Raw genomic sequence first — 19,520 nt, 5'->3', positions numbered from 1 at the left:
AAACAGTCGGCACCCGCTCGCGACGCGCGACGGCGGCCCCGCCAACGCCGTCACCCGCGTGCCCGCGCCGCCGTGCCGAGCAACTGCTGCACGACGCGGGATGGCTTTCACGTCACAGGGACGCTGGCCTCGCCTTCGGATATAAACGATCGGCTGAAACCGCCGAGAACAGCGAGGCTTCGAAGCTGTCGACGAGGCGCTCCCAGTCGGGTCTGGGTTCTCGCTCCTGGCGAAAAAACTACCTGCTGGCTCCCGTACTTTCCGGAAATGCTCCACGCGAAGGGTCCGCTTCTCAGGGTCGACCTCTCCGAGCGAACCGCGACGCGAACCGACATCGACGACCTCCTCGCCGAGACGATCGGCGGCCGCGCGACGGCGACGCGCCTCGCGCACGATCGGATCCCGTTCGACGCCGACCCGTTCGGGCCGGAGAACCGCGTGTACCTCTCGACGGGACCGCTTCAGCACTCGCAGATGAGCTTCACCGGCCGGATGAATATGACGGCGGTGTCGCCGCTGACCGACGGGCTCTGTTCGAGCAACGCCGGTGGCTACCTTTCGCGAAATTTCACCGGAACGGGCAACAGCGTCGTCGAACTCGTCGGCGCGAGCGACGAACTGCTCGCCGTTCACGTCCGCGACGACGGCGTCTCCTTCGAGGCGGTACCGGAACTGGAGGGCGCGCTCATCAGCGAGGTGAGCGACTACGCCGAGGAACACTACGAACTCGGTCCGGACAACTGCGTCGCGATCGGCCCCGCGGGAGAGAACCGCGTCCGGTTCGCCAGCGCGATGACGTTCGACACGCGGGCGTTCGGCCGCGGCGGCTTCGGCGCGGTGCTCGGCTCGAAGAACGTCAAGCTAGTGACGTTCGACGGCGACTCTCGACCGCCCGTTGAGGTGCCCGCCGACGTCGCCGGGGAGATCCACCGCGCGGCGGCCACGGCCGACGATTCGATGAAGCGACAGGGCACGACCGGCGGTACGGAGTTCATCAACGACAACTTCTCGCTGCCGACGCGGTACTTCTCCGAGTACGAGTTCGAGCACGCCGCCGACATCGGCGGCGCGGCCGTCGAAGAGAAAAAGTACAAAAAGGGCGCGTGCTCGCAGTGCGCCTTCGCCTGCAAGCTTCCGACCCGCGACGAGGAGCGCGGCATCGAGACCGAGGGCCCGGAGTTCGAGACGGTCTACTCGTTCGGTTCGAGCCAGGGCGTCGGCGATATCGTCGACGTGATGGCGGCGAACGAGCTCTGCGACGAGTACGGGATGGACACGATCTCGGCGGGAGTCACCGTCGCCGCCTACCTCGCCAGCGAGGGCGAGTTCGGAAACGCCGCCCTCGCTCGGGACGTGACCGAGCGGATCGCGACTCGCGAGGGCGTCGGCGACCTGCTCGCCGAGGGCGTCCACCGCGCTCACGACGAACTGGGCGTCGAGGATATGACGATGAAGGGGATGGAGTTCGCCGCCCACGACGGACGCGTCCTGCACGGACTGGGCCTCCAGTACGCCGTTTCCAACCGCGGCGGCGACCACCTGTACGCCGAGATGATGGGGCTCACGTACGGCGGCGTCATCGAGGCCGAGGGCACCACGGACAAAGTCGAGACGCTCGTCGAACAGGAGGACTTCTGTGCGTTCCGGGACTCGGGCGTCGTGTGCGCGTTCTCGGGGCAGTATATCGACGAGGACGCCTTCGAGGTGCTGTTCGACGCGGATTACGAGGAACTCCTCGACGTGGGCGCTGGCGTCGTCGAACGCGAGCGGCACTTCAACAACCGACGCGGATTCGACCGCGCTGACGACGAACTCCCCTACGAGATTCCCGACGTCGACGCCGCGATCGAAGCGTACTACACGGCCCGAAACTGGAACGCCGACGGAACCGTCCCCGAGGCCCGCTTCGGCGGTTCGTCGCCGACACCCGCCGACGACTGACCGCTGTCGCGTTCGCGCCCGATTCTGCTATTCTCATCCACGGTAAACCGCGTCTCGCATCCATAGAGTAGACCGCGCCTCATCCCCCGTAGACGGCCGTTGTCAGCCGAATCACGTCATCCTCCGAAAGCGCCGTCTCCAGCCCATCTTCGTGCTGGACGTGGCGACGGTTCCACGTCACGACGATTTCGCCGGACAGCTGCTCTCCGTCGAGTAGCCTGCCGTCCAACCCGTCGTAGGTGTCTTCGAGTTCGGTGAGCAGTTCGCGGACGGTCCCGCTGTCGGTGTCGACGACGACTGTCTTCGTTCCCACCGGATCGCGGAGCGGTCCGAAAAAGACGCACTCGATTCGCATGGCGTCGCTTCGATTCCGGAGCTAATGAGCGATGGGGTCGCGGTGCGCCGTTCGGTCGCGTGATCGACGGCGATCCGGCGGAGTCGTCGTCGGTGATGCCGATGGAGAAACGACTTTGCCGCCGGAGGTCTCCCTGTTCTGTATGACCTGTTTCGCTCCGATCTCTTTCCGGACTCACTCCGTTCCGACGGGTGTCGCCGCCTCGCCCGCTCGGGGGTGCACCGCGTGAAAGTCGCAGAGGTTGTCCCCGACTTCGCCGACGCCTTCGGATTCGACGAGTTCAATCGGATGCAGCGAGAGGCCGCGCCCGCGATCCTCGAACGCGACGAGAACGTCGTCGCCGCCGCCCCGACCGCGTCGGGAAAGACCGCCCTCGCCGAACTCGCGATCTGTCGGGCGCTGGAGCGCGGCGGCACGGCGCTCTTCATCGCGCCGCTGCGCGCGCTCACCAACGAGAAGGAGTCCGAGTGGGAGCGCTTCGAATCGCTGGGCTACTCGGTCTACGTCGTCACCGGCGAGCGCGACCTGAACCCGCGGCGCGCCGAGCGCGCGGACATCCTCGTGATGACGCCGGAGAAGACGGACTCCGCGACGCGGAAGCACGACTCCGCGCGCTACTCGTTCATCGCCGACGTCGACTGCTGCGTCATCGACGAGGTCCACCTCCTCGACTCCGATACGCGCGGCGGCGTCCTCGAAGTCACCGTCTCCAGACTTCGTCGGATCTGTGACCCGCGCATCGTCGCGCTCTCGGCGACGATGCCGAACATCGAGGACGTCGCGGCGTGGCTCGACGCGCCGCCGGAGACGACGTTCGAGTTCGACGACGAGTACCGCCCGGTCGATCTCCACGCGGGCGTGCGGACGTACACGCACGGCGACAACGCCTTCGCCGACAAGTACCGCCGACTGTACACCGCGCTCGACCTCGCCGAAGAGCACATCCGCGACGGCGGGCAGGCGCTCGTGTTCGTCTCCTCGCGACAGGACGCGGTGCGCGCCGCCGGAAAGTCGAGAGACGAGATCGCCAAACGCGACGTTCCGATGGGCGCGCGCGGCGACTACGACTTCCACACGGAGGCGAAGAAACTCGCGGACGACGAACTCGCGAACGCCGCCCCCGACGGCGTCGGCTTCCACCACGCGGGCCTGGCGAAGGACGACCGCGACCGCGTCGAGGAGTGGTTCAAGGACGGGAAGATCCAGTTGCTCTTCTCGACGTCGACGCTCGCGTGGGGCGTGAACCTCCCCGCGCGCTGCGTCGTGATCCGCGACACCAAGTACCACGACCCGCTCGAAGGCGAGGTCGATATCTCGCCGCTCGACATCCTCCAGATGCTCGGGCGCGCGGGTCGCCCCGGCTACGACGACGTCGGCTACGGCTGGGTCGTCTGCGACCGTGCCGACGCCGACAAGTACCGGAAACTGCTTCGCGAGGGCAAGGAGATCGAGTCGCGGCTGGCCGAAGACCTCGATTCGCACCTCAACGCCGAAATCGCGATGGGGACGATCCGCGACCTCGACGACGTGATGTCTTGGTTGGAGACGACGTTCTACTACCAACGCGCCCGATCGAAACCCGACGCGTACGACTTCCAGAACCTCCGCGGACGCGTGCGGGAGACGCTCGAATCGCTCGTCGCTCGCGGCTTCGTCGAAATGGGCGAGGACCTCTCGGTCCGCGGGACGGCGCTCGGCCGTCTCGCCTCGAAGTACTACCTCCGATTGGAGACCGCAGAGCGGTTCTACGACCTCTGCGAGCGCGAGACGATTTCCGCGGACGGAATCCTCGAAACCGTCGCGGGCGCGGAGGAGTTCGACTCCGTCTCCGCGCGGCAGTCCGAATCCGACGCGGTCGACGCGGTGCTTTCGGACGTGTCGACGGGGCTGGAGGACGGCCCGCGAAAGGTGCTTGCGATCCTCCACGCGGGGATGGTAAACAGCACGCCCGCGGACCTCCGCTCGGACGCGTGGATCATCCGGCAGAACGCGCTGCGGCTCCTCTCGGCGCTTCGGGAGTTCCTCGCCGAGTTCGCTGGACCGCGCGCGGCCAATCTCGCGCGCCGGGTGGAAGCGCGGGTCGAACACGGCGTGCCGCGCGACGCGGTCGGTCTCACCGCCGTCGACGGCATCGGCCCGAACCGCGCGCGCACCCTCGCGACGGGCGGTCTCCACAGCCCCGCGGACGTTGCCGATGCCGGTGCCGACGAACTCGAACGCGCCGGACTGTCCGCTGGCGTCGCCGAACGGATCGCGAAAAACGCCCGCGGCTTCCCCGCCATCGAGGTCTCGTGGGGTGAGTTCCCCGACCGCATCGCACCCGGGGAGAGCGAGATGGTCGACGTCACCGTGCGCAACGCGGGCGGGAGCGCGGCGGCGGGAATCCGCGTGACTGTCAACGGCGTGGAGATGAGCTCGAAGGAGGCGTACCTCTCCGATTCGCTCTCGGTTCCGGTGGGCGTCTTCGGCGCGAACGCCGACGAACTGGAGTTCGTGGTCGAAGTAACGTTTCCCGACGAGCCGCTGCATCCGGTGCAGGCGACACGGACGGTCGACGTTGACCGATAACCCGAGGGTTCGCTAGAAGTCGGCGCGCTTGATCCACTCGATGCAGGCGAGCACGAACCAGGCCATCCAGACCGAGAAGACCACCAGCGCTGCGGTGAAGTACGCGCCCCTCGATCCGACCAGCGCCGCCCCGATCAGTACCCCGATCACGACGAGGAGCGCGGCCGCGTTTCGACGGCGGTCGCGGAGCGCTTCGATGAGCGCCGCCGTCCCCGTGCGTTCGGCCATATGATCAGTCGGGAGGACACGGAATTAGGTTTTCTGGGCCGCTCAGTCGATTTCGAGAACCTCTCGCAACTCCGCACAGCTCTCGACGACGACGTCGGCCCGGGAGAGATCCAACTCGGCGTTGTGCGTCGAGCGGAAGCCGATCGTGAACGCGCCCGAGCACGCGGCGGATTCGATGCCGTTGACCGAGTCCTCGATGACGACGCACTCGGACGGTTCGAGGCCCAGTTCCGCCGCCGCGTGTTCGTACACGTACGGCTCCGGCTTCCCGGGCTCGTCGATCTCCTCGGCGCTCAACACGAAATCGAGCGGGTCGAGGCCGAACCGCTCGCGGACGATGTCGATCCAGGCCCGTCGCGCTGAGGAGACGATCGCGAGCGCCCGGCCGTCGGCGCGGATCGCCTCGAACAGCTCCGGAACGCCCTCCGTCAGCTCGACCTGTTCGCCGTATAGCGACACCGCGCGCTCCTCGTACTTCGCGGTGAACTCGTCTTTGCTCACGGCCGTCCCGTAGGTCTCCTCGAGGTAGTCGTAGATCTCGTAGTACGGCATCCCCGTGACCTCCTCGTGGGCGGGGGACCCGCTCTCGATCGCCTCCGCGAAGACCCAGTCGTCCTCGAACCGATGCCAGTACGTCTCCGAATCGACCAACACGCCGTCCATATCGAACAACACTGCGTCGTCGGGAACGTCCATACAGGGAGCAAATCGCCCTCGGTCAAAGAGCTTCGTGAGAGCCCTTATCACCGAAGGCGGGACCACGCCCGTCGTATGTCCGAGACGATTCGGGTCTTCGCCGGAGACTGTACGACGACGTTCGAGGGCACCCGCGCCCGTACGCAGCGCGGCCGCGTCGCGATCGTGGTCAAACCCGACCGAACGGTACTCGTCCACGACGCCGACGGCTATCAGCCCGTCGCGTGGCTCACCCGCCCCGACTCGCTGACCGTCGAGACCGCCGACGGTGGGTTCGGCCTCGTCGCCCGCGCTGGAGGGCAGACCCTCCGGGTCGTCTCCCACGAGACCGCCGGGTGGGCCGAGTACCCGGTGACCGAGGCGGGCGTTCCCGTCGGCTCTCATCCTGGGACGGGAGAACCGCTGGTGCGCGCGAGCGGCGACGTCTGCGGACTCGACACCGACGTCAGGTATCCGCTGCCCGCGGGCGCGACCGTCCTCGACGAGACGTGCGACTCGTGCGGTCTGCCGAAGATCCGCGCGGAGGCGGGCGACGCCTTCGAACTCTGTCTCGACCGCTCGTGTGAGTCCCTCGACGACGCCGTCCGCGAGCGCTTCGACGGCCAGTGGACCTGCCCCGACTGCGGGTCCAATCTGCGAATCATCCGCCGCGGCGGTCGTCTGCTCGCGGGGTGTGACGCCTACCCCGACTGCGACACCGCCTTTGCGATCCCGGCGGGCGTCGTCGTCGACGACTGCGACTGCGGGCTCCCACTCTTCGAGACCGCACGCGGGCGACGGTGTCTCGACGCGACGTGCGACCGATTCGAGACGTGAGTGCTTCCGGTTCGCGACAGCTCATCGACCTCGTGCGCGTGCTGCCGCGCGCCCCGTCCCGCGGCCGAGTCGTGCGAGCGGCGACGAGCGAACGCCGCGTGAGAGGAGTCGTCCGGGGAGGGTGAGGTGCGATGCCGTCGGGTGGGCTCGCAGGGGCTCCGAATCGACCACGCGGGGGCTCACAGCGGTATCACTGGCTCTTTCGCTCCGGCGTTTACCGCACCACTTCCTCGATATTGCCCGGATAATCGCAGCCCCTATGTCGCCGCCGACACCCACAACCAGTATGGACGGGACACTGGCCGACGGCGTGGTCCGCGTCGGCGGCAACGCCAGACAGCGGTTCTACGACGCCCGCGGGTACGGTCGCCCGCTCGATCGCAACCGCATCGAACTGGCACCCGTCGAGGCGGCGCACCTCCTCTCGCGCGGGGACTTAGACGCCGTCGTCGACGAATCCGAAGACGGTTCCACCGACGAATCCGAAGACGATCCGACTGACGCGTCTCGGATGGCGTCCGACGTCGACGCCTCGCGCCTGGATTTCCGGACGTTCCTCGTTCGAACGGGCGCGGCGCTTCGCTTCGCGGTCTACAAGGACCTCCGCGACCGCGGGTTCTACCTCTCGCCCGCGCGGGAGGGCTGGCCCGGCGTCGACGACGCCGTCGCGAGCGATACCGGCACTGAAACGGGGGCCGCCGCCACCGACTTCGTCGTCTACCCCCGCGGCAAGGGCCCGTGGGACGACGAGGTCGCCTACCGAATCCGCGTCGCGGGCGAGCGTGAGGCCGTCCCCGCGGCGTCGCTGGGCGGCGTCGTCCTCGCGGTCGTCGACGAGGACGGTGAGTTGACGTACTTCGACACGGACGACGATCCGGCGGTCGGTGCGACGGCCGACGACGAACACGATTCGCAGTCCGGCGCGCGCGAGAGCGTCGTCGACGCCGATCGAGGTGACGCCGTCGACGCCGATCTGTTCGACGACCGCGTGGTCTGCTACGACGCCGACGACCTCTACGAGGACCACTTCTACGGCCAGCGGCTCTTCGGCCGCAACGCCGACAGCGGGCCGCTGCAGCTCTCGCTCGTCGAGGGAGCGTACCTCGCCGAGCGGGGCGTCGTCGACGTCGACGCCGAGAACGTCGTCGCGATCGGCCGCGACGTCGAGGGCGAGCGGTTCGATCGACGGCTCCGAACCTACGCCGCGCTCCGGGACCGCGGCGTCGTCCCCAAGAGCGGATTCAAGTTCGGCGCGGACTTCCGCGTCTACGAGGCATTCACCGACGTCGACTCGCTGAGCCACTCGACGGACCTCGTGCGCGTGCTCGCGCCCGAGCACGCGTTCTATCCACGCGACCTCTCGCTGGACGTCCGGCTCGCCGGAGGGGTCCGGAAGCGAATGGTTTTTGCGCTCACCGCGGCGAACGGCCAGATAGACTGGCTCTCGGTAGCCCGACTGACCCCATGACACGAGACCACGCTCGCGACTCCGACGACGGCGACGTCACCGAGACAGTGCGGCCGGACGGAGCAGATGCACCGGATGCGACAGACGTAGCGGATACAACGGATGTAGCGGATACAACGGACGTAGCGGATGCGCCGGATGCGACGGACGCAACAGCAGCGCCCGAATCCGTCCGACTGCGGACGGACGGCGGCACCGGCGACGACTCCGCCGCGGGCGCTGACGACGTCGCGCTCGACCCGTGGGGTTCCTCGACGGTCTCGGACTACCGAAAGCTCTTCGAGGAGTTCGGCATCGAGGAGTTCGACGACGTCCTCCCCGACGTTCCGAACCCGCACTATCTGATGCGCCGCGGCGTCATCTTCGGGCACCGCGACTACGACCCCGTCGCCGAAGCGCTTCGGGAGGGCGAGGACGCGGCGGTCCTGTCCGGATTTATGCCGACCGGCGACCCGCACATCGGCCACAAGCTCGTCTTCGACGAGATCATCTGGCACCAAGAGCAGGGAGCGGACGCCTACGGGCTGATCGCCGACCTCGAAGCGCACTCCGCGCGCGGGATGACCTGGGGGGAGATCGACGAGCACGCCCGCGATTACCTCCTCAGCCTGCTCGCGCTCGGCTTCGACCCCGAGGAGGGCGAACTGTACCGGCAGTCCGAAAACCGCGTACTGCAGGACCTCGCCTTCGAACTCGGCTCGAAGGCGAACTTCTCGGAGTTCCAGGGGATCTACGGCTTCGACGGCGAGACCAACGTCTCACACATGCAGTCGGTCGTCACGCAGATGGCCGACATCCTCTACCCGCAACTCGACTCGCCCAAGCCGACGGTCATCCCCGTGGGCCCCGATCAGGACCCGCACGTCCGCTTCGCGCGCGACCTCGCCGCCCGGATGCGTTTCTTCAAGATGACAGAGGCGTACGCGAGCTTCGAGCTCGACGACGCCGAGCGCGCGCTCGTCGGTGCGGTCTACGAGGCCAGAGAGGCGTACGCCGAAGCGCCCGAGCGCCCGCGCTGCGGGGAGGCGGGCGCGTGGCTCGCCGAGCGCGCTGGCTCCGATACCGACGGCGGGGCCCCCGACGGGGACCTCGGCGACGCTCTCGACGAACTGGGCGTCGTCGTCGCCGACGACGTCGTCGAATCGGCGATCGAGAAGCTCGAAAACGGCGGGATGGAACCGCTCCGCCCCCGCGTTCGCTTCCTGGACCGTAACGCGACCGACGCGGCCTTCGAGGCGCTCGTGGAAGCGATCGAGGGCGAGAAGCGCCGCTACGACGAGCACGTCGACGCGTTCGACCTCGACGCGACCGAGGCCGAGGAACTGGCCCGAGAGATCGAACTCGACCACGGCGGCTACGGATTCGTCCCGCCGTCGTCGATCTACCATCGGTTTATGACCGGCCTCACGGGCGGGAAGATGTCGTCGTCGATCCCGGCGTCGCACATCTCGCTTCTCGACGACCCCGCGGATGGATATAACAAAGTGAAATCGGCGACGACCGGCGGTCGCGACACCGCAGAAGAGCAGCGGCGGCTGGGCGGCAAAGCCGACGAGTGTCCGGTCTACGAACTGTACGCCTACCTGCTCGCTGGCGACGACGACGAGTTCGCGAAGGAGGTCTACGACGAGTGCGTCGGCGGCGAGCGCCTCTGCGGCGGCTGCAAGGAGCAGGCCGCGGAACTGATGCGCGAGTTCTTGGAAGATCACCAGGAGAAGCGCGAGGAGGCCGAGGAGGTCCTCGAAGACCTGGACATCTCGCTGGAATCGCCGCGCCGCGGCGTCGCGCCCGGCGACGACTGACCTGACTGCTACCGGCTCCCGACGCTACTCGATCGTCAACTCGCCGTCGCCGTCAGCGCCGTCGTCGCTGCCTTCGTCCCACTCGATTTCCAGTTCGATGCTCAGTTCGCCGGGGCCGTCCGCTGGCCCCTCCCGTTCGGCTTTCACCTCGAACGTCGGCTGTGCGGGCGGTTCCAGGGTCACCGACTCCCCGCCAGCGCTGAGCGTGACGGGCTCGCTCCCTTCAAGCTTATCCGCGACAGCGCGCAGGTACGTCGCGATCGATTCTCGGCTCTGACGACTCTCGGATTTAAACAGGACTTCTTCGGGCATTGGTGTCAGTACGCCCTTTCGATTGATAAACGCGCCCCCTGACAGCCATTTTCGTGCTATTTCCTCTCATACTTTCGCAATCGTTTTCTTTTGGGAGCGGGAGGCGATCACGTATGCGCTCCGGACCCGATTCCTCAGCGCGCGGCGTCGACATGCAACCGACAGACAGCGGTGGGTCCGGCTTCTTTTTAGAATCGAGTGAGGGCGGTGAATCTCCCGAGCGCGGCGTGTCGTCGTTTTGACGGTGCGTCGTGATCGGCGGCGAAACCGCCCGACCCGGCGCACGGACTGCACCCCGACCCCAGACACCTCGACGGAAGCGGGAACGATCCGCGGTCTTCGGAACTGCTAACTGGCGGCCGGTCGGTAGACGCGACAACGACCGACGCTGCGGCGAGACTCACGAAAGAAATGAAATTACCCGAACCACAGGTCGCGGTGTTGAACGCCGCGAGCGCGACGGACGAACTGTCGATCGACCACCTTGCAGAAGAGACGGGCCTGAAGCCGGAGACGGCGACGCAGGCCGTTTTCGAGCTTCGCGACGGCGGTTTCCTCGGCGTCGCGGAAGCGGAGTCGGTGGCGTACGAACTGACTGACGAGGGCCGGGCGTACGTCGACGCAGGGCTCCCCGAGGTGCGACTGTACCGCGCCGCGGTCGAGGCTGGCGCGGCCGACGGTCCGGTGCAGATGGGCCGCGTCATCGGCGCGGCCGACCTCGACGGCCCGGAGGTCGACATCGCGCTGGCGAACTTCGGACGGAAGGGGTACGGCAACATCGACAGCGGCGAACTGTCGGCCGACGGCGACGCGGACACCGAATCCGATCCCGAGGCAGTCGCGCTCGTCGCTCTCGCGAACGCCGAGGGTGACGGTGAGACCCGCGCTGAAGCAGACACACTCGCCGACGTCGACGGCGACGTCCTCGACCAACTCGTGTCGCGGAACCTCATCGAGCGTCACGAGCGCACTGTCCGCACGGTCACGCTCACCGACGCGGGCGTCACGGCGCTGATGGAGGGCGTCGAGGCCGCCGAGACGGTCGACCGACTGACTCCCGAGATGCTCACCTCCGGCGAGTGGGCAGACGTCGAGTTCACCGAGTACAACGTCGAGGCCGACGCACCCGAGGTCCGCGGCGGCAAGACCCACGTGCTCCGCCAGACAGCAGAGCGCGTGAAGGACGTCCTCGTCGGGATGGGCTTCCAGGAGATGGACGGCCCCCACGCCGACGCGGATTTCTGGATCAACGACTGCCTGTTTATGCCGCAGGACCACCCGGCGCGGACTCACTGGGACCGCTTCGCGCTCGACGTGCCGCCGATCGAGGACCTGCCCGAAGACCTCGTCGACCGCGTCGAGCGCACCCATCGCGAGGGCGTCGACGAGGACGGCGACGGCTACCACTCGCCGTGGTCCGAGGACTTCGCGCGAGCGATCGCGCTCCGCGGACACACCACGTCGCTGTCGATGCGCTACCTTTCCGGCACGCAGATCGGCGACCTCGAACCGCCGCAGCGGTACTTCTCCGTCGAGAAGGTGTACCGCAACGACACGCTGGACGCGACCCACTTACTGGAGTTCTTCCAGATCGAGGGCTGGGTGATGGCCGAGGACCTCTCAGTACGGGACCTGATGGGCACGTTCGTCGAGTTCTACGAGCAGTTCGGCATTACCGACGTCCAGTTCAAACCGCACTACAACCCCTATACGGAGCCGTCCTTCGAGCTGTTCGGCCGCCATCCCACGACGGGCGAACTGATCGAGATCGGAAATTCGGGGATGTTCCGCGACGAGGTGCTCGAACCGCTCGGCGTCGAGCACGACGTGATGGCGTGGGGGCTCGCTCTGGAGCGACTCGCGATGCTCACCACGGGCGCGGAGGACATCCGCGACCTGCACGGGACGCTCGCGGACCTTGATTTCCTCCGCGGCGCGGAGGTGACCTACTGATGCCTGTCGTCGACATCGATCCCGACGAGCTTCGGGAGCTGACCGGTCACGAGGAGAAGGGCGACGAGGAACTGAAATCCGACCTGTTCGGCCTCGGCCTGGAGTACGAGGGCGAGACCGAGGAGGGCCTGCTGCAGTTTGAGTTCGGTCCCGACCGCCTCGATCGGCTCTCCGTCGAGGGCGTCGCGCGCTCGCTCCGCTATCACTACGGCGACGCGCGCGGCGTGGCCGTCCCCGACACCAACGATCCTGACTTCACGTACGTCGTCGACGCCAACGTCCCCGACGAGCGGCCGTACGTGACGGGTGCGATCGTCCGCGGCGTCACCCTCGACGAGGCGGCGCTGGACTCGTTGATCCAGCTCCAGGAGAAACTCCACGCGACGATGGGTCGCAAGCGCGCGAAGGGCGCGATCGGGATTCACGACCTGGTGGCGATCAAGGGTGACGTGCTCTCCGAGGAGGGTGACGGCAATTCGATCACCTACACCGGTATCGACCCCGAGGGCGACACGTTCGTCCCGCTCGACAGCGATCGAGAGATGACGCCCGCCGCGGTGCTGGAGGAGCACCCGACCGGCGAGAAGTACGCGGATATCGTCCGCGAATACGACCGCTACCCGGCGATCTACGACGAACTCGGGCTGTTCTCGTTCCCGCCGGTCATCAACGGTCGCCGGACCGAGGTGTCGACGGACTCGCGGGATCTGCTGGTCGAACTTACTGGCACTGATCAGTGGACGATCGACCGGATGTGCAACATCATCTGCTACGCGCTCTCGGCGCGCGGCGCGACGATCGAGGACGTCGAGATCGTCTACGGCGAGTCGTCGCCGGAGGGCGAACGGACGCTCGTCCGCCCCGACTTCGAGGTCGAGACGAAGTCCGTCTCCCACGACCGCATCGAGAGGATGCTCGGCGTCGAGTTCGCGAGCGAGGAGGTCGTCGACCTCTTCGAGCGCTCCGGGCTCGGCGCGGTCGTGGTGGATTCCGAAGATCCCGAGACCACGTCCTACGAGGTGTCGATCCCGCCGTACCGCGTCGACGTGCTTCACCCGCTCGACCTCGTCGACGACGTCGGTCGCGCGTACGGCTTCGACGAGCTCGAACCGCGGTACCCCGACGTCGGCACGGTCGGCGGCCGCCACGAGCGATCCCGGCTCGAAGCGGCGACCCGAAACGTCCTGACCGGTCTCGGCTTCGAGGACCTCCTGAACTTCCATATGACGAGCGAGACGGAGGTCTACGAGCGGATGAACGTCGAGGTCGGGAGCGACATCCTCGGCGGCGGCGACCCGGTTCGGATCACCGAACCCTACAGCGAGGACTACGAGATCCTCCGCCCGTGGGCGCTGCCGTCGCTCGCGATGGTCTTGGAGAACAACACGCACCGCGCGTACCCGCAGGATCTCGCGGAGGTCGGCCTCGTGGCCGAACGCGACGACGACGTCAACACCCGGGTTCGCGAGCGCCGACACGTCGCGGGCGTGCTGGCTCGCCACGACGCCACCTACGAGGACGCGAAGGCGCGCCTGCAGACGATCTGTCGGGACTTCGACGTCGATCTCGAAACGCCGCCGACGGAGCACCCCTCGTTCATCGACGGTCGCGTCGCGTCGGTCGTGATCGACGGCGAGCCCGTCGGCGTCGTCGGCGAACTCCATCCGGAGATCCTGGTCGAGCACGACCTCGAACTGCCGGTCGCGGCCTTCGAGTTCGATCTCGAAGCGCTCGGCGACGAGTAGTTCGGGGTATTCGACGACGAGTGGTTTGAGGCGTTTGGCAACGACTGGATCTGATTTCACTCTCTTCGCGATCTGTTCCGCTCTGACTTCGCTCTCTCCGCCTTCGTCCTCCTCACAATCACCCGTCCCGTCTTCGCCCCTGAAGCCGGTAATCGAGTGACTTAACACGCCGCCCGCCGGTATTTTCTCCCGAGAATGCCGAGCGGAGAATACGACCCCGAAACCGTCGAACGGAAGTGGCAAGACCGGTGGGTCGACGACGAGACCTACGCGTACGAGGGGAGTGCGGAGGACCCCGACACCGCCTTCTCGATCGACTCGCCGCCGCCGACGGTATCCGGGAGCCTGCACTGGGGCCACGTCTACGGCTTCACGCTGCAGGACTTCGTCGCTCGGTTCAACCGGATGCGCGGCAAGGACGTCTACTTCCCGTTCGGCTACGACGACAACGGTATCGCCTCCGAGCGTTTGGCCGAAGACGAACTCGACGTCCGCCACCAGGACTACGAGCGCCGGGAGTTCCAGCGGATGACTCAGGAGGTCTGTGCGGAGTACGAGGCGGAGTTCACCGAGAAGATGCAGAGCCTCGGCATCTCGATCGACTGGAACCAGACGTATCAGACGATCTCGCCCGAGGTTCGTCGCATTTCACAGCTCTCCTTCATCGACCTCCACGACCGTGGTAGAGAGTACCGCCAGCGCGCGCCTGCGATCTGGTGTCCCGAGTGCGAGACGGCGATTTCGCAGGTGGAAACGGAGGACGACGAACAGCCGAGTCACTTCCACGACATCGCCTTCGAGGTCGTTGGCGGGGCGGATGCCGACGCCGGGGAGGGAGAATTGGAGACGTTCACCATCTCGACGACCCGCCCGGAACTCTTGCCCGCCTGCGTCGCGGTGTTTGTCCACCCCGACGACGACGAGAACCAGTACCTCGTCGGCGAGGAGGCGCGGATCCCGCTGTTCGATCACGAGGTACCGATCATCGCCGACGAGCGGGTCGATATGGAGACCGGCTCCGGTATCGTGATGTGCTGTACGTTCGGCGACCAGACCGACATCGAGTGGTACCAGGCGCACGATCTGGACCTCCGAATCGCCATCGACGAATCGGGCACGCTGACCGACGTCGCGGGCGGGTACGAGGGGCTCTCCTCGGAGGAGGCCAGAGAGCGAATCGTCGACGACCTCGACGACGCGGGGGCGCTCCTCGACCGCCGCTCGATCACGCACACCGTGAACGTCCACGAGCGCTGCGGGACGAGCGTCGAGTTCCTCGTGAAGGACCAGTGGTACATCGAACTGCTCGACAAGCGCGAGGAGTACCTGCAGGCCGGTCGCGAGATGGACTGGTTCCCCGAGAAGATGTTCACGCGATACAAGAACTGGATCGAGGGGCTCCAGTGGGACTGGGCGATCTCCCGGCAGCGATCCTCGGGGATCCCGTTCCCGGTGTGGTACTGCGCCGACTGCGAGCACGTCGTGCTCGCGGAGAAAGCGGACCTCCCGGTCGATCCGCTGAGCGACGAGCCCCCGGTCGACGCCTGTCCCGAGTGCGGCCACGACGAGTTCGAGCCCGAGGACGACGTCTTCGACACGTGGGCGACCTCCTCTCTCACGCCGCTGATCAACGCGGGCTGGGACTGGGACGAGGAAGACGGATTCTCGTTCGAGAACCCCGAACTCTACCAGTTCGATCTCCGGCCGCAGGGCCACGACATCATCTCGTTTTGGCTGTTCCACACGGTCGTGAAGTGCTACGAACACACCGGCGAGGTGCCGTTCGACAGCGTGATGATCAACGGGATGGTGCTCGACGAGAACCGAGAGAAGATGTCGAAGTCGAAGGGGAACGTCGTCTCGCCCGACGAGGTCGTCTCGAAGTTCCCCGTCGACGCCGCGCGCTACTGGGCGGCGGGGTCGGCCGTCGGCGACGACCTCCCCTACTCGGAGAAGGGGCTCCGCGCTGGCGAGAAGCTCCTGCGAAAGCTCTGGAACGCCTCGAAACTCGTCGAGAGTCTGACAGAGGACGCGCCCGGGGCGTTCGAGCACGAGGACCTCGCCCAACTCGACCGCTGGCTCCTCGCGGAACTGGACCGAGAGATCGAGCGCGTCACCGACCTGTTCGAGAGCCGCGAGTTCTCGAAGGCCCGCGACGGCCTCCGGGGCTTCTTCTGGCACACGTTCTGTGACGACTACCTCGAAATCGCGAAGCAGCGCGTCCGCGACAACGACGGCGACGCCTCCGCGGCGTACACGCTCGACGTCGCGCACCGGCGGTTCCTGAAGCTCTTCTCGCCGATTCTCGCGCACGCGACGGAGGAGCTGTGGTACGATATGCACGACGCGACCGAGAGCATCCACCGCAGCGGGTGGCCCGAACCGCTCGGCGTCGACGCCGACGTCGAAGCGGGCGAAACGGCGATGGCGGTGGTCGGCGCGCTCCGGAAGTACAAGAGCGACGAGCAACTTCCGATGAACGCCGAGATAGATCGCGTCGAGATCTGGGGCGACGTCTCCGGGTTCGAGGCGGACATCTCGAGCGTGATGCACGTCGGGGAGCTGGACACGCTCGATGAGCGCCCGGCGATCGAATCTGTCGTCACCGGCGTCGATCTCGATTACTCGCTCGTCGGCCCCGAGTTCGGGAGTCAGGTCTCCGAGATCGAAGCCGCGCTCGCGGAGGGCGAGTACGAGACGGTGGATGGGAAACTCCGCGTCGCGGGCGTCGAATTGGCGGCGGAGATGTTCGAGATCGAAGAGGAGCGGCGGTACGTCGGCGAGGGCGAGATGCTCGAAGCGGGCGACGCGATCGTGATCGTCCACCGCGCCGACTGACTTTCGTCGCGAGCGTCTCCTGTTTTTCCCGGCCACGCTACAGATTCAGATTCTCCGGCCGCGTTACAGATCCGCGCCGACTGCGTCCTCGACGCTGTCGAACCCGTCTCGTTCGAGCCGTTCGAGCAGTCCCTCGTTGATGTCGCGCGCGAGCGTCGGCCCCTCGTAGACGAGGCCGGTGTACAGTTGGACGAGGCTCGCGCCCGCACGGATCTTCGCGTACGCGCCCGCGGCGTCGGAGACGCCGCCGACGCCGACGACGGGGACGTCCGTCCGCTCGGCGACGAAGCGGACCATCTCGGTCGCGCGGTTCTCGATCGGTTTTCCGGAGAGTCCACCCGTCTCCGCTCGGTTCGGGCTTTCGAGCCCTGACGGACGATCGGTCGTCGTGTTGGTCGCGATGACGCCGTCGAGGTCGAAGTCGTCGACGACTGCGAGCGCGTCCTCGATCGCGGGGTCGGGCAGATCGGGCGAGAGCTTCACGAGGAGCGGTGACGCGCCCGCGTCGACTAACTCGCCGAGAATCGCCTCCAGCGACTCGCGGTTCTGCAGTTCGCGCATCCCCTCGCTGTTGGGGCAGGAGACGTTGACCGCGAGGTAGTCGGCGACGTTGCCGGACTGCGTCCGGCTGGCTATCGAGCTTCGCTCGGTAACGTCCGCGACGCGCTCGTAGGTGTATCGGTAGTCCGCGGGCGCGTCGGCGGCGTCGGTCGCCTCCGAGAGCGCGACGTTGACGCCGACGGGGAGTCCCGGGTCGGGGGTCGAACGGAGCCGCTCGGCCACGGCGTCTGCGCCCTCGTTGTTGAGCCCCATTCGATTGATGATCGCCCGATCCTCCACGAGGCGGAACATCCGCGGGCGCGGGTTCCCGGGCTGGGCGTGCGCGGTGACGCCGCCCACCTCGACGTGGCCGAAGCCGAGCGCGCCGAGGACAGTGGGTAGCTCGGCGTTCTTGTCGAACCCGGCGGCGACGCCGATCGGATTCGAGAAGGACTGTCCGAACGCGTCGACGGCGAGCCTGTCGTCGTCGACGACGAGCCGATCCCGGAGGAACCGCTCGACGGGCGTGCGCTGGATCGCGTTCAGTCCGCGGTGCACCGTCCCGTGTGCGGTCTCCGCGGGCAGTGAGAACAGAATCGGGCGAAGCGCGCGGTACATCGAACGGATCACGATTCTCTCGCGCGCGGGGTCTGGCTCGTCCGGCGGACCTGTGCCGATCGGTCGGTACCTCGGATCATCGGGGGCTCAGAAGTCGTGTTCGACCGCGTCTGGGTCCGCCTTCTGAATGATGATCTTGCCGTCTCGGACCCGAACGAACACTTCGTCGCCGATTTCCATTCCGGCCACGGCGAGTTCGTCTTCGTGGAGGTTGACGTGGACGTTGTGATACTCGCCATCTTCGTCTTTCGCGCCACTCGGGCTGAGCTTCTTTTTCCGAACCATCGGAGCTGTCTACGCGATGCTTCGCCACAGCACATACATAAGTGTTGTTTACGCTTTGCTTCGATTCGTCCCGAAACAGTGTGGCTGACGTCGGCTCCGCGGCAATATTCGCACGCGAACTCACGCGATCGGTCCCAAACCGACGCGATCGGGGCCGGTTTTCGCTCCCGCGCGCTCGTCGGGAGAGCGGTCTGCTGTCGACTGTTCGGCCCTCGACCCCGCCGCCGCAGTCGATTTTTGCCGATATATTTATGCCAGACTGTGCGTATCGTTGGCATAGAGGTACATATCGATGGTACGAGAGGACGGCAAACGGAACTTCGTAATGCTCGAAGACGGCGAGAAGACCAAACAGTTCACCGGCCGGATGCCGCGTCAGGCCGCGCTGAAGGCGGCGCGTCGACTCGAGGGGTATGACTCCTACGAGTCCGAAGACGAGGCGAAGGAGAACCCGACCGAGATCAGACTGCTCGAACGCGGCACAGACCGCGTGCACGTGTACGAAGCGTGGGCGTGGCACGACACTGCACCCAACGACAAGCCCGGGTGGATGCAGCAGAACGAGGTCTCCACCGTCACTCGAGGCAACGTCGCGAAGCAGGGCATCGAACACATCGAGAGATAATCTCCGCGCGCGAGGCGTTCCCGTCTGCACTTCGGTTAGAGCCGCTCTTCGCGTCTCGGTTGCCGTTCTCACTTCCTTCTGCCATCCCGTCGGGCGGATCCGACATCACTTTCCCCGCGCCGAGACGAGTTGCGCTCGCGCGGTTATCATCCGACCAGACCGCACGCCACACGCGAGGGATGACGTGTCGGCCTCCGACCGCGCGATATTATCATCGCTGAGCGATGCGTACGTGTTGTCTCTCAGCGCGGCCGATAATGTCGCCCGCTACGCGTTGTCGTTCGGGAACGAAGCAAGCTGTGAGCGCAGTTTCACGTCCGTTCTTTTTGACCCTCTTGGGTGTGAAATCGCATAACGTGGCGGGGACGGTTCGACGGTCTTTTATGTCACCCCGGCATTCGGTAAAATACGCGGAAGCCCACCCGGGTCACCCCGGCTGGGATCTACGACGGAACCTCTCGAACCCCGTTCGCCTTCGACCCGGTCTCGGGCCGAAGGAGATACGACGGGCTTAAGTGTTCGAGTCGGTTTCGGATGAATGCGAACGACACACCGCGACTGGGTGCGGTTCAACCCCGCGCCCGATCGGACACGCCGACTTCGGTCGGCAGCAGCGCGGATCGGAGCCTTTATGGCCCTATCCGACGTATGCCTATGTCCGCAAGAGATGAGGATTCCACCCCTGCGGTCCGCCGTACAGATGGGATCTGATGTTAGCCTTGGTGGTTCG

General features: G+C 66.5%; 16 protein-coding genes. 10 read left to right on the top strand and 6 right to left on the bottom strand.

Annotation, left to right across the window (positions count from 1 at the left end; genetic code table 11):
* Positions 1–267: 267 nt before the first annotated feature.
* Entirely contained in the window at positions 268–1,941 is a 1,674-nt protein-coding gene (locus FJT57_RS09490; RefSeq protein WP_144904556.1) for an aldehyde ferredoxin oxidoreductase C-terminal domain-containing protein, read from the top strand.
* 79 nt (positions 1,942–2,020) lie between these two features.
* On the opposite strand, the gene FJT57_RS09485 is transcribed toward FJT57_RS09490, so the two are convergent.
* Positions 2,021–2,296 carry a MoaD/ThiS family protein gene (locus FJT57_RS09485; RefSeq protein WP_144904553.1) on the bottom strand — a complete coding sequence of 92 codons (276 nt, stop codon included), beginning with the start codon at positions 2,294–2,296 and terminating at the stop codon, positions 2,021–2,023.
* Between the two features lie 225 nt (positions 2,297–2,521).
* Between FJT57_RS09485 and FJT57_RS09480 the strand changes: the two genes are divergently transcribed.
* Positions 2,522–4,864: a DEAD/DEAH box helicase gene (locus tag FJT57_RS09480; protein ID WP_144904551.1), complete on the top strand. Its 2,343-nt coding sequence runs from the start codon at positions 2,522–2,524 to the stop codon at positions 4,862–4,864.
* 12 nt (positions 4,865–4,876) lie between these two features.
* Here FJT57_RS09480 and FJT57_RS09475 read toward each other — a convergent pair whose 3' ends face one another.
* Positions 4,877–5,092, bottom strand: coding sequence for a hypothetical protein (locus FJT57_RS09475; protein ID WP_144904549.1), 216 nt, complete (start codon positions 5,090–5,092; stop codon positions 4,877–4,879).
* A gap of 42 nt (positions 5,093–5,134) precedes the next feature.
* Entirely contained in the window at positions 5,135–5,788 is a 654-nt protein-coding gene (locus FJT57_RS09470; protein WP_144904547.1) for an HAD family hydrolase, read from the bottom strand.
* 75 nt (positions 5,789–5,863) lie between these two features.
* Here FJT57_RS09470 and FJT57_RS09465 point away from each other — a divergent pair, with 75 nt between their 5' ends.
* From FJT57_RS09465 to FJT57_RS09455, 3 genes are all read left to right on the top strand, one after another.
* A complete protein-coding gene (locus FJT57_RS09465) occupies positions 5,864–6,604 on the top strand; it encodes a PDDEXK family nuclease (protein ID WP_144904545.1) in 741 nt (246 codons plus the stop codon).
* Between the two features lie 286 nt (positions 6,605–6,890).
* Complete coding sequence (gene endA, locus FJT57_RS09460) at positions 6,891–8,072, top strand: tRNA-intron lyase (RefSeq protein WP_144904543.1); 1,182 nt, start codon at positions 6,891–6,893, stop codon at positions 8,070–8,072.
* Positions 8,069–9,874, top strand: coding sequence for a tryptophan--tRNA ligase (locus tag FJT57_RS09455; RefSeq protein WP_144904541.1), 1,806 nt, complete (start codon positions 8,069–8,071; stop codon positions 9,872–9,874). Before endA ends, FJT57_RS09455 begins: the two co-directional genes overlap by 4 nt.
* A 24-nt stretch (positions 9,875–9,898) precedes the next feature.
* Here the strand turns inward: FJT57_RS09455 and FJT57_RS09450 are convergent, their stop codons facing one another.
* On the bottom strand, positions 9,899–10,186 hold the full coding sequence (locus FJT57_RS09450) for an amphi-Trp domain-containing protein (protein WP_144904539.1): 288 nt from the start codon (positions 10,184–10,186) through the stop codon (positions 9,899–9,901).
* A gap of 113 nt (positions 10,187–10,299) precedes the next feature.
* Between FJT57_RS09450 and FJT57_RS17195 the strand changes: the two genes are divergently transcribed.
* From FJT57_RS17195 to FJT57_RS09435, 4 genes are all read left to right on the top strand, one after another.
* On the top strand, positions 10,300–10,428 hold the full coding sequence (locus FJT57_RS17195) for a hypothetical protein (protein ID WP_275264660.1): 129 nt from the start codon (positions 10,300–10,302) through the stop codon (positions 10,426–10,428).
* 169 nt (positions 10,429–10,597) lie between these two features.
* The gene (gene pheS, locus FJT57_RS09445; RefSeq protein WP_144904538.1) at positions 10,598–12,139 is read left to right on the top strand and encodes a phenylalanine--tRNA ligase subunit alpha; all 1,542 of its coding nucleotides are present in this window, start codon (positions 10,598–10,600) and stop codon (positions 12,137–12,139) included.
* Positions 12,139–13,884, top strand: coding sequence for a phenylalanine--tRNA ligase subunit beta (gene pheT, locus FJT57_RS09440; RefSeq protein WP_144904536.1), 1,746 nt, complete (start codon positions 12,139–12,141; stop codon positions 13,882–13,884). Before pheS ends, pheT begins: the two co-directional genes overlap by 1 nt.
* 195 nt (positions 13,885–14,079) lie before the next feature.
* Positions 14,080–16,722 carry a valine--tRNA ligase gene (locus FJT57_RS09435; protein ID WP_144904534.1) on the top strand — a complete coding sequence of 881 codons (2,643 nt, stop codon included), beginning with the start codon at positions 14,080–14,082 and terminating at the stop codon, positions 16,720–16,722.
* Positions 16,723–16,785: 63 nt separating this feature from the next.
* On the opposite strand, the gene FJT57_RS09430 is transcribed toward FJT57_RS09435, so the two are convergent.
* Both FJT57_RS09430 and FJT57_RS09425 read right to left on the bottom strand, forming a co-directional pair.
* Positions 16,786–17,880: a quinone-dependent dihydroorotate dehydrogenase gene (locus FJT57_RS09430; protein ID WP_144904532.1), complete on the bottom strand. Its 1,095-nt coding sequence runs from the start codon at positions 17,878–17,880 to the stop codon at positions 16,786–16,788.
* Between the two features lie 87 nt (positions 17,881–17,967).
* Positions 17,968–18,165: a hypothetical protein gene (locus FJT57_RS09425; RefSeq protein ID WP_049987936.1), complete on the bottom strand. Its 198-nt coding sequence runs from the start codon at positions 18,163–18,165 to the stop codon at positions 17,968–17,970.
* Between the two features lie 292 nt (positions 18,166–18,457).
* Between FJT57_RS09425 and FJT57_RS09420 the strand changes: the two genes are divergently transcribed.
* A complete protein-coding gene (locus FJT57_RS09420; RefSeq protein WP_144904530.1) occupies positions 18,458–18,790 on the top strand; it encodes a non-histone chromosomal MC1 family protein in 333 nt (110 codons plus the stop codon).
* Positions 18,791–19,520 lie beyond the last annotated feature (730 nt).

Origin of the sequence: Halobellus captivus (assembly GCF_007655485.1) — an archaeon.
Taxonomy (GTDB): Archaea; Halobacteriota; Halobacteria; order Halobacteriales; family Haloferacaceae; genus Haloquadratum; species Haloquadratum captivum.
This window is presented reverse-complemented; position numbering and strand designations above follow the sequence as displayed.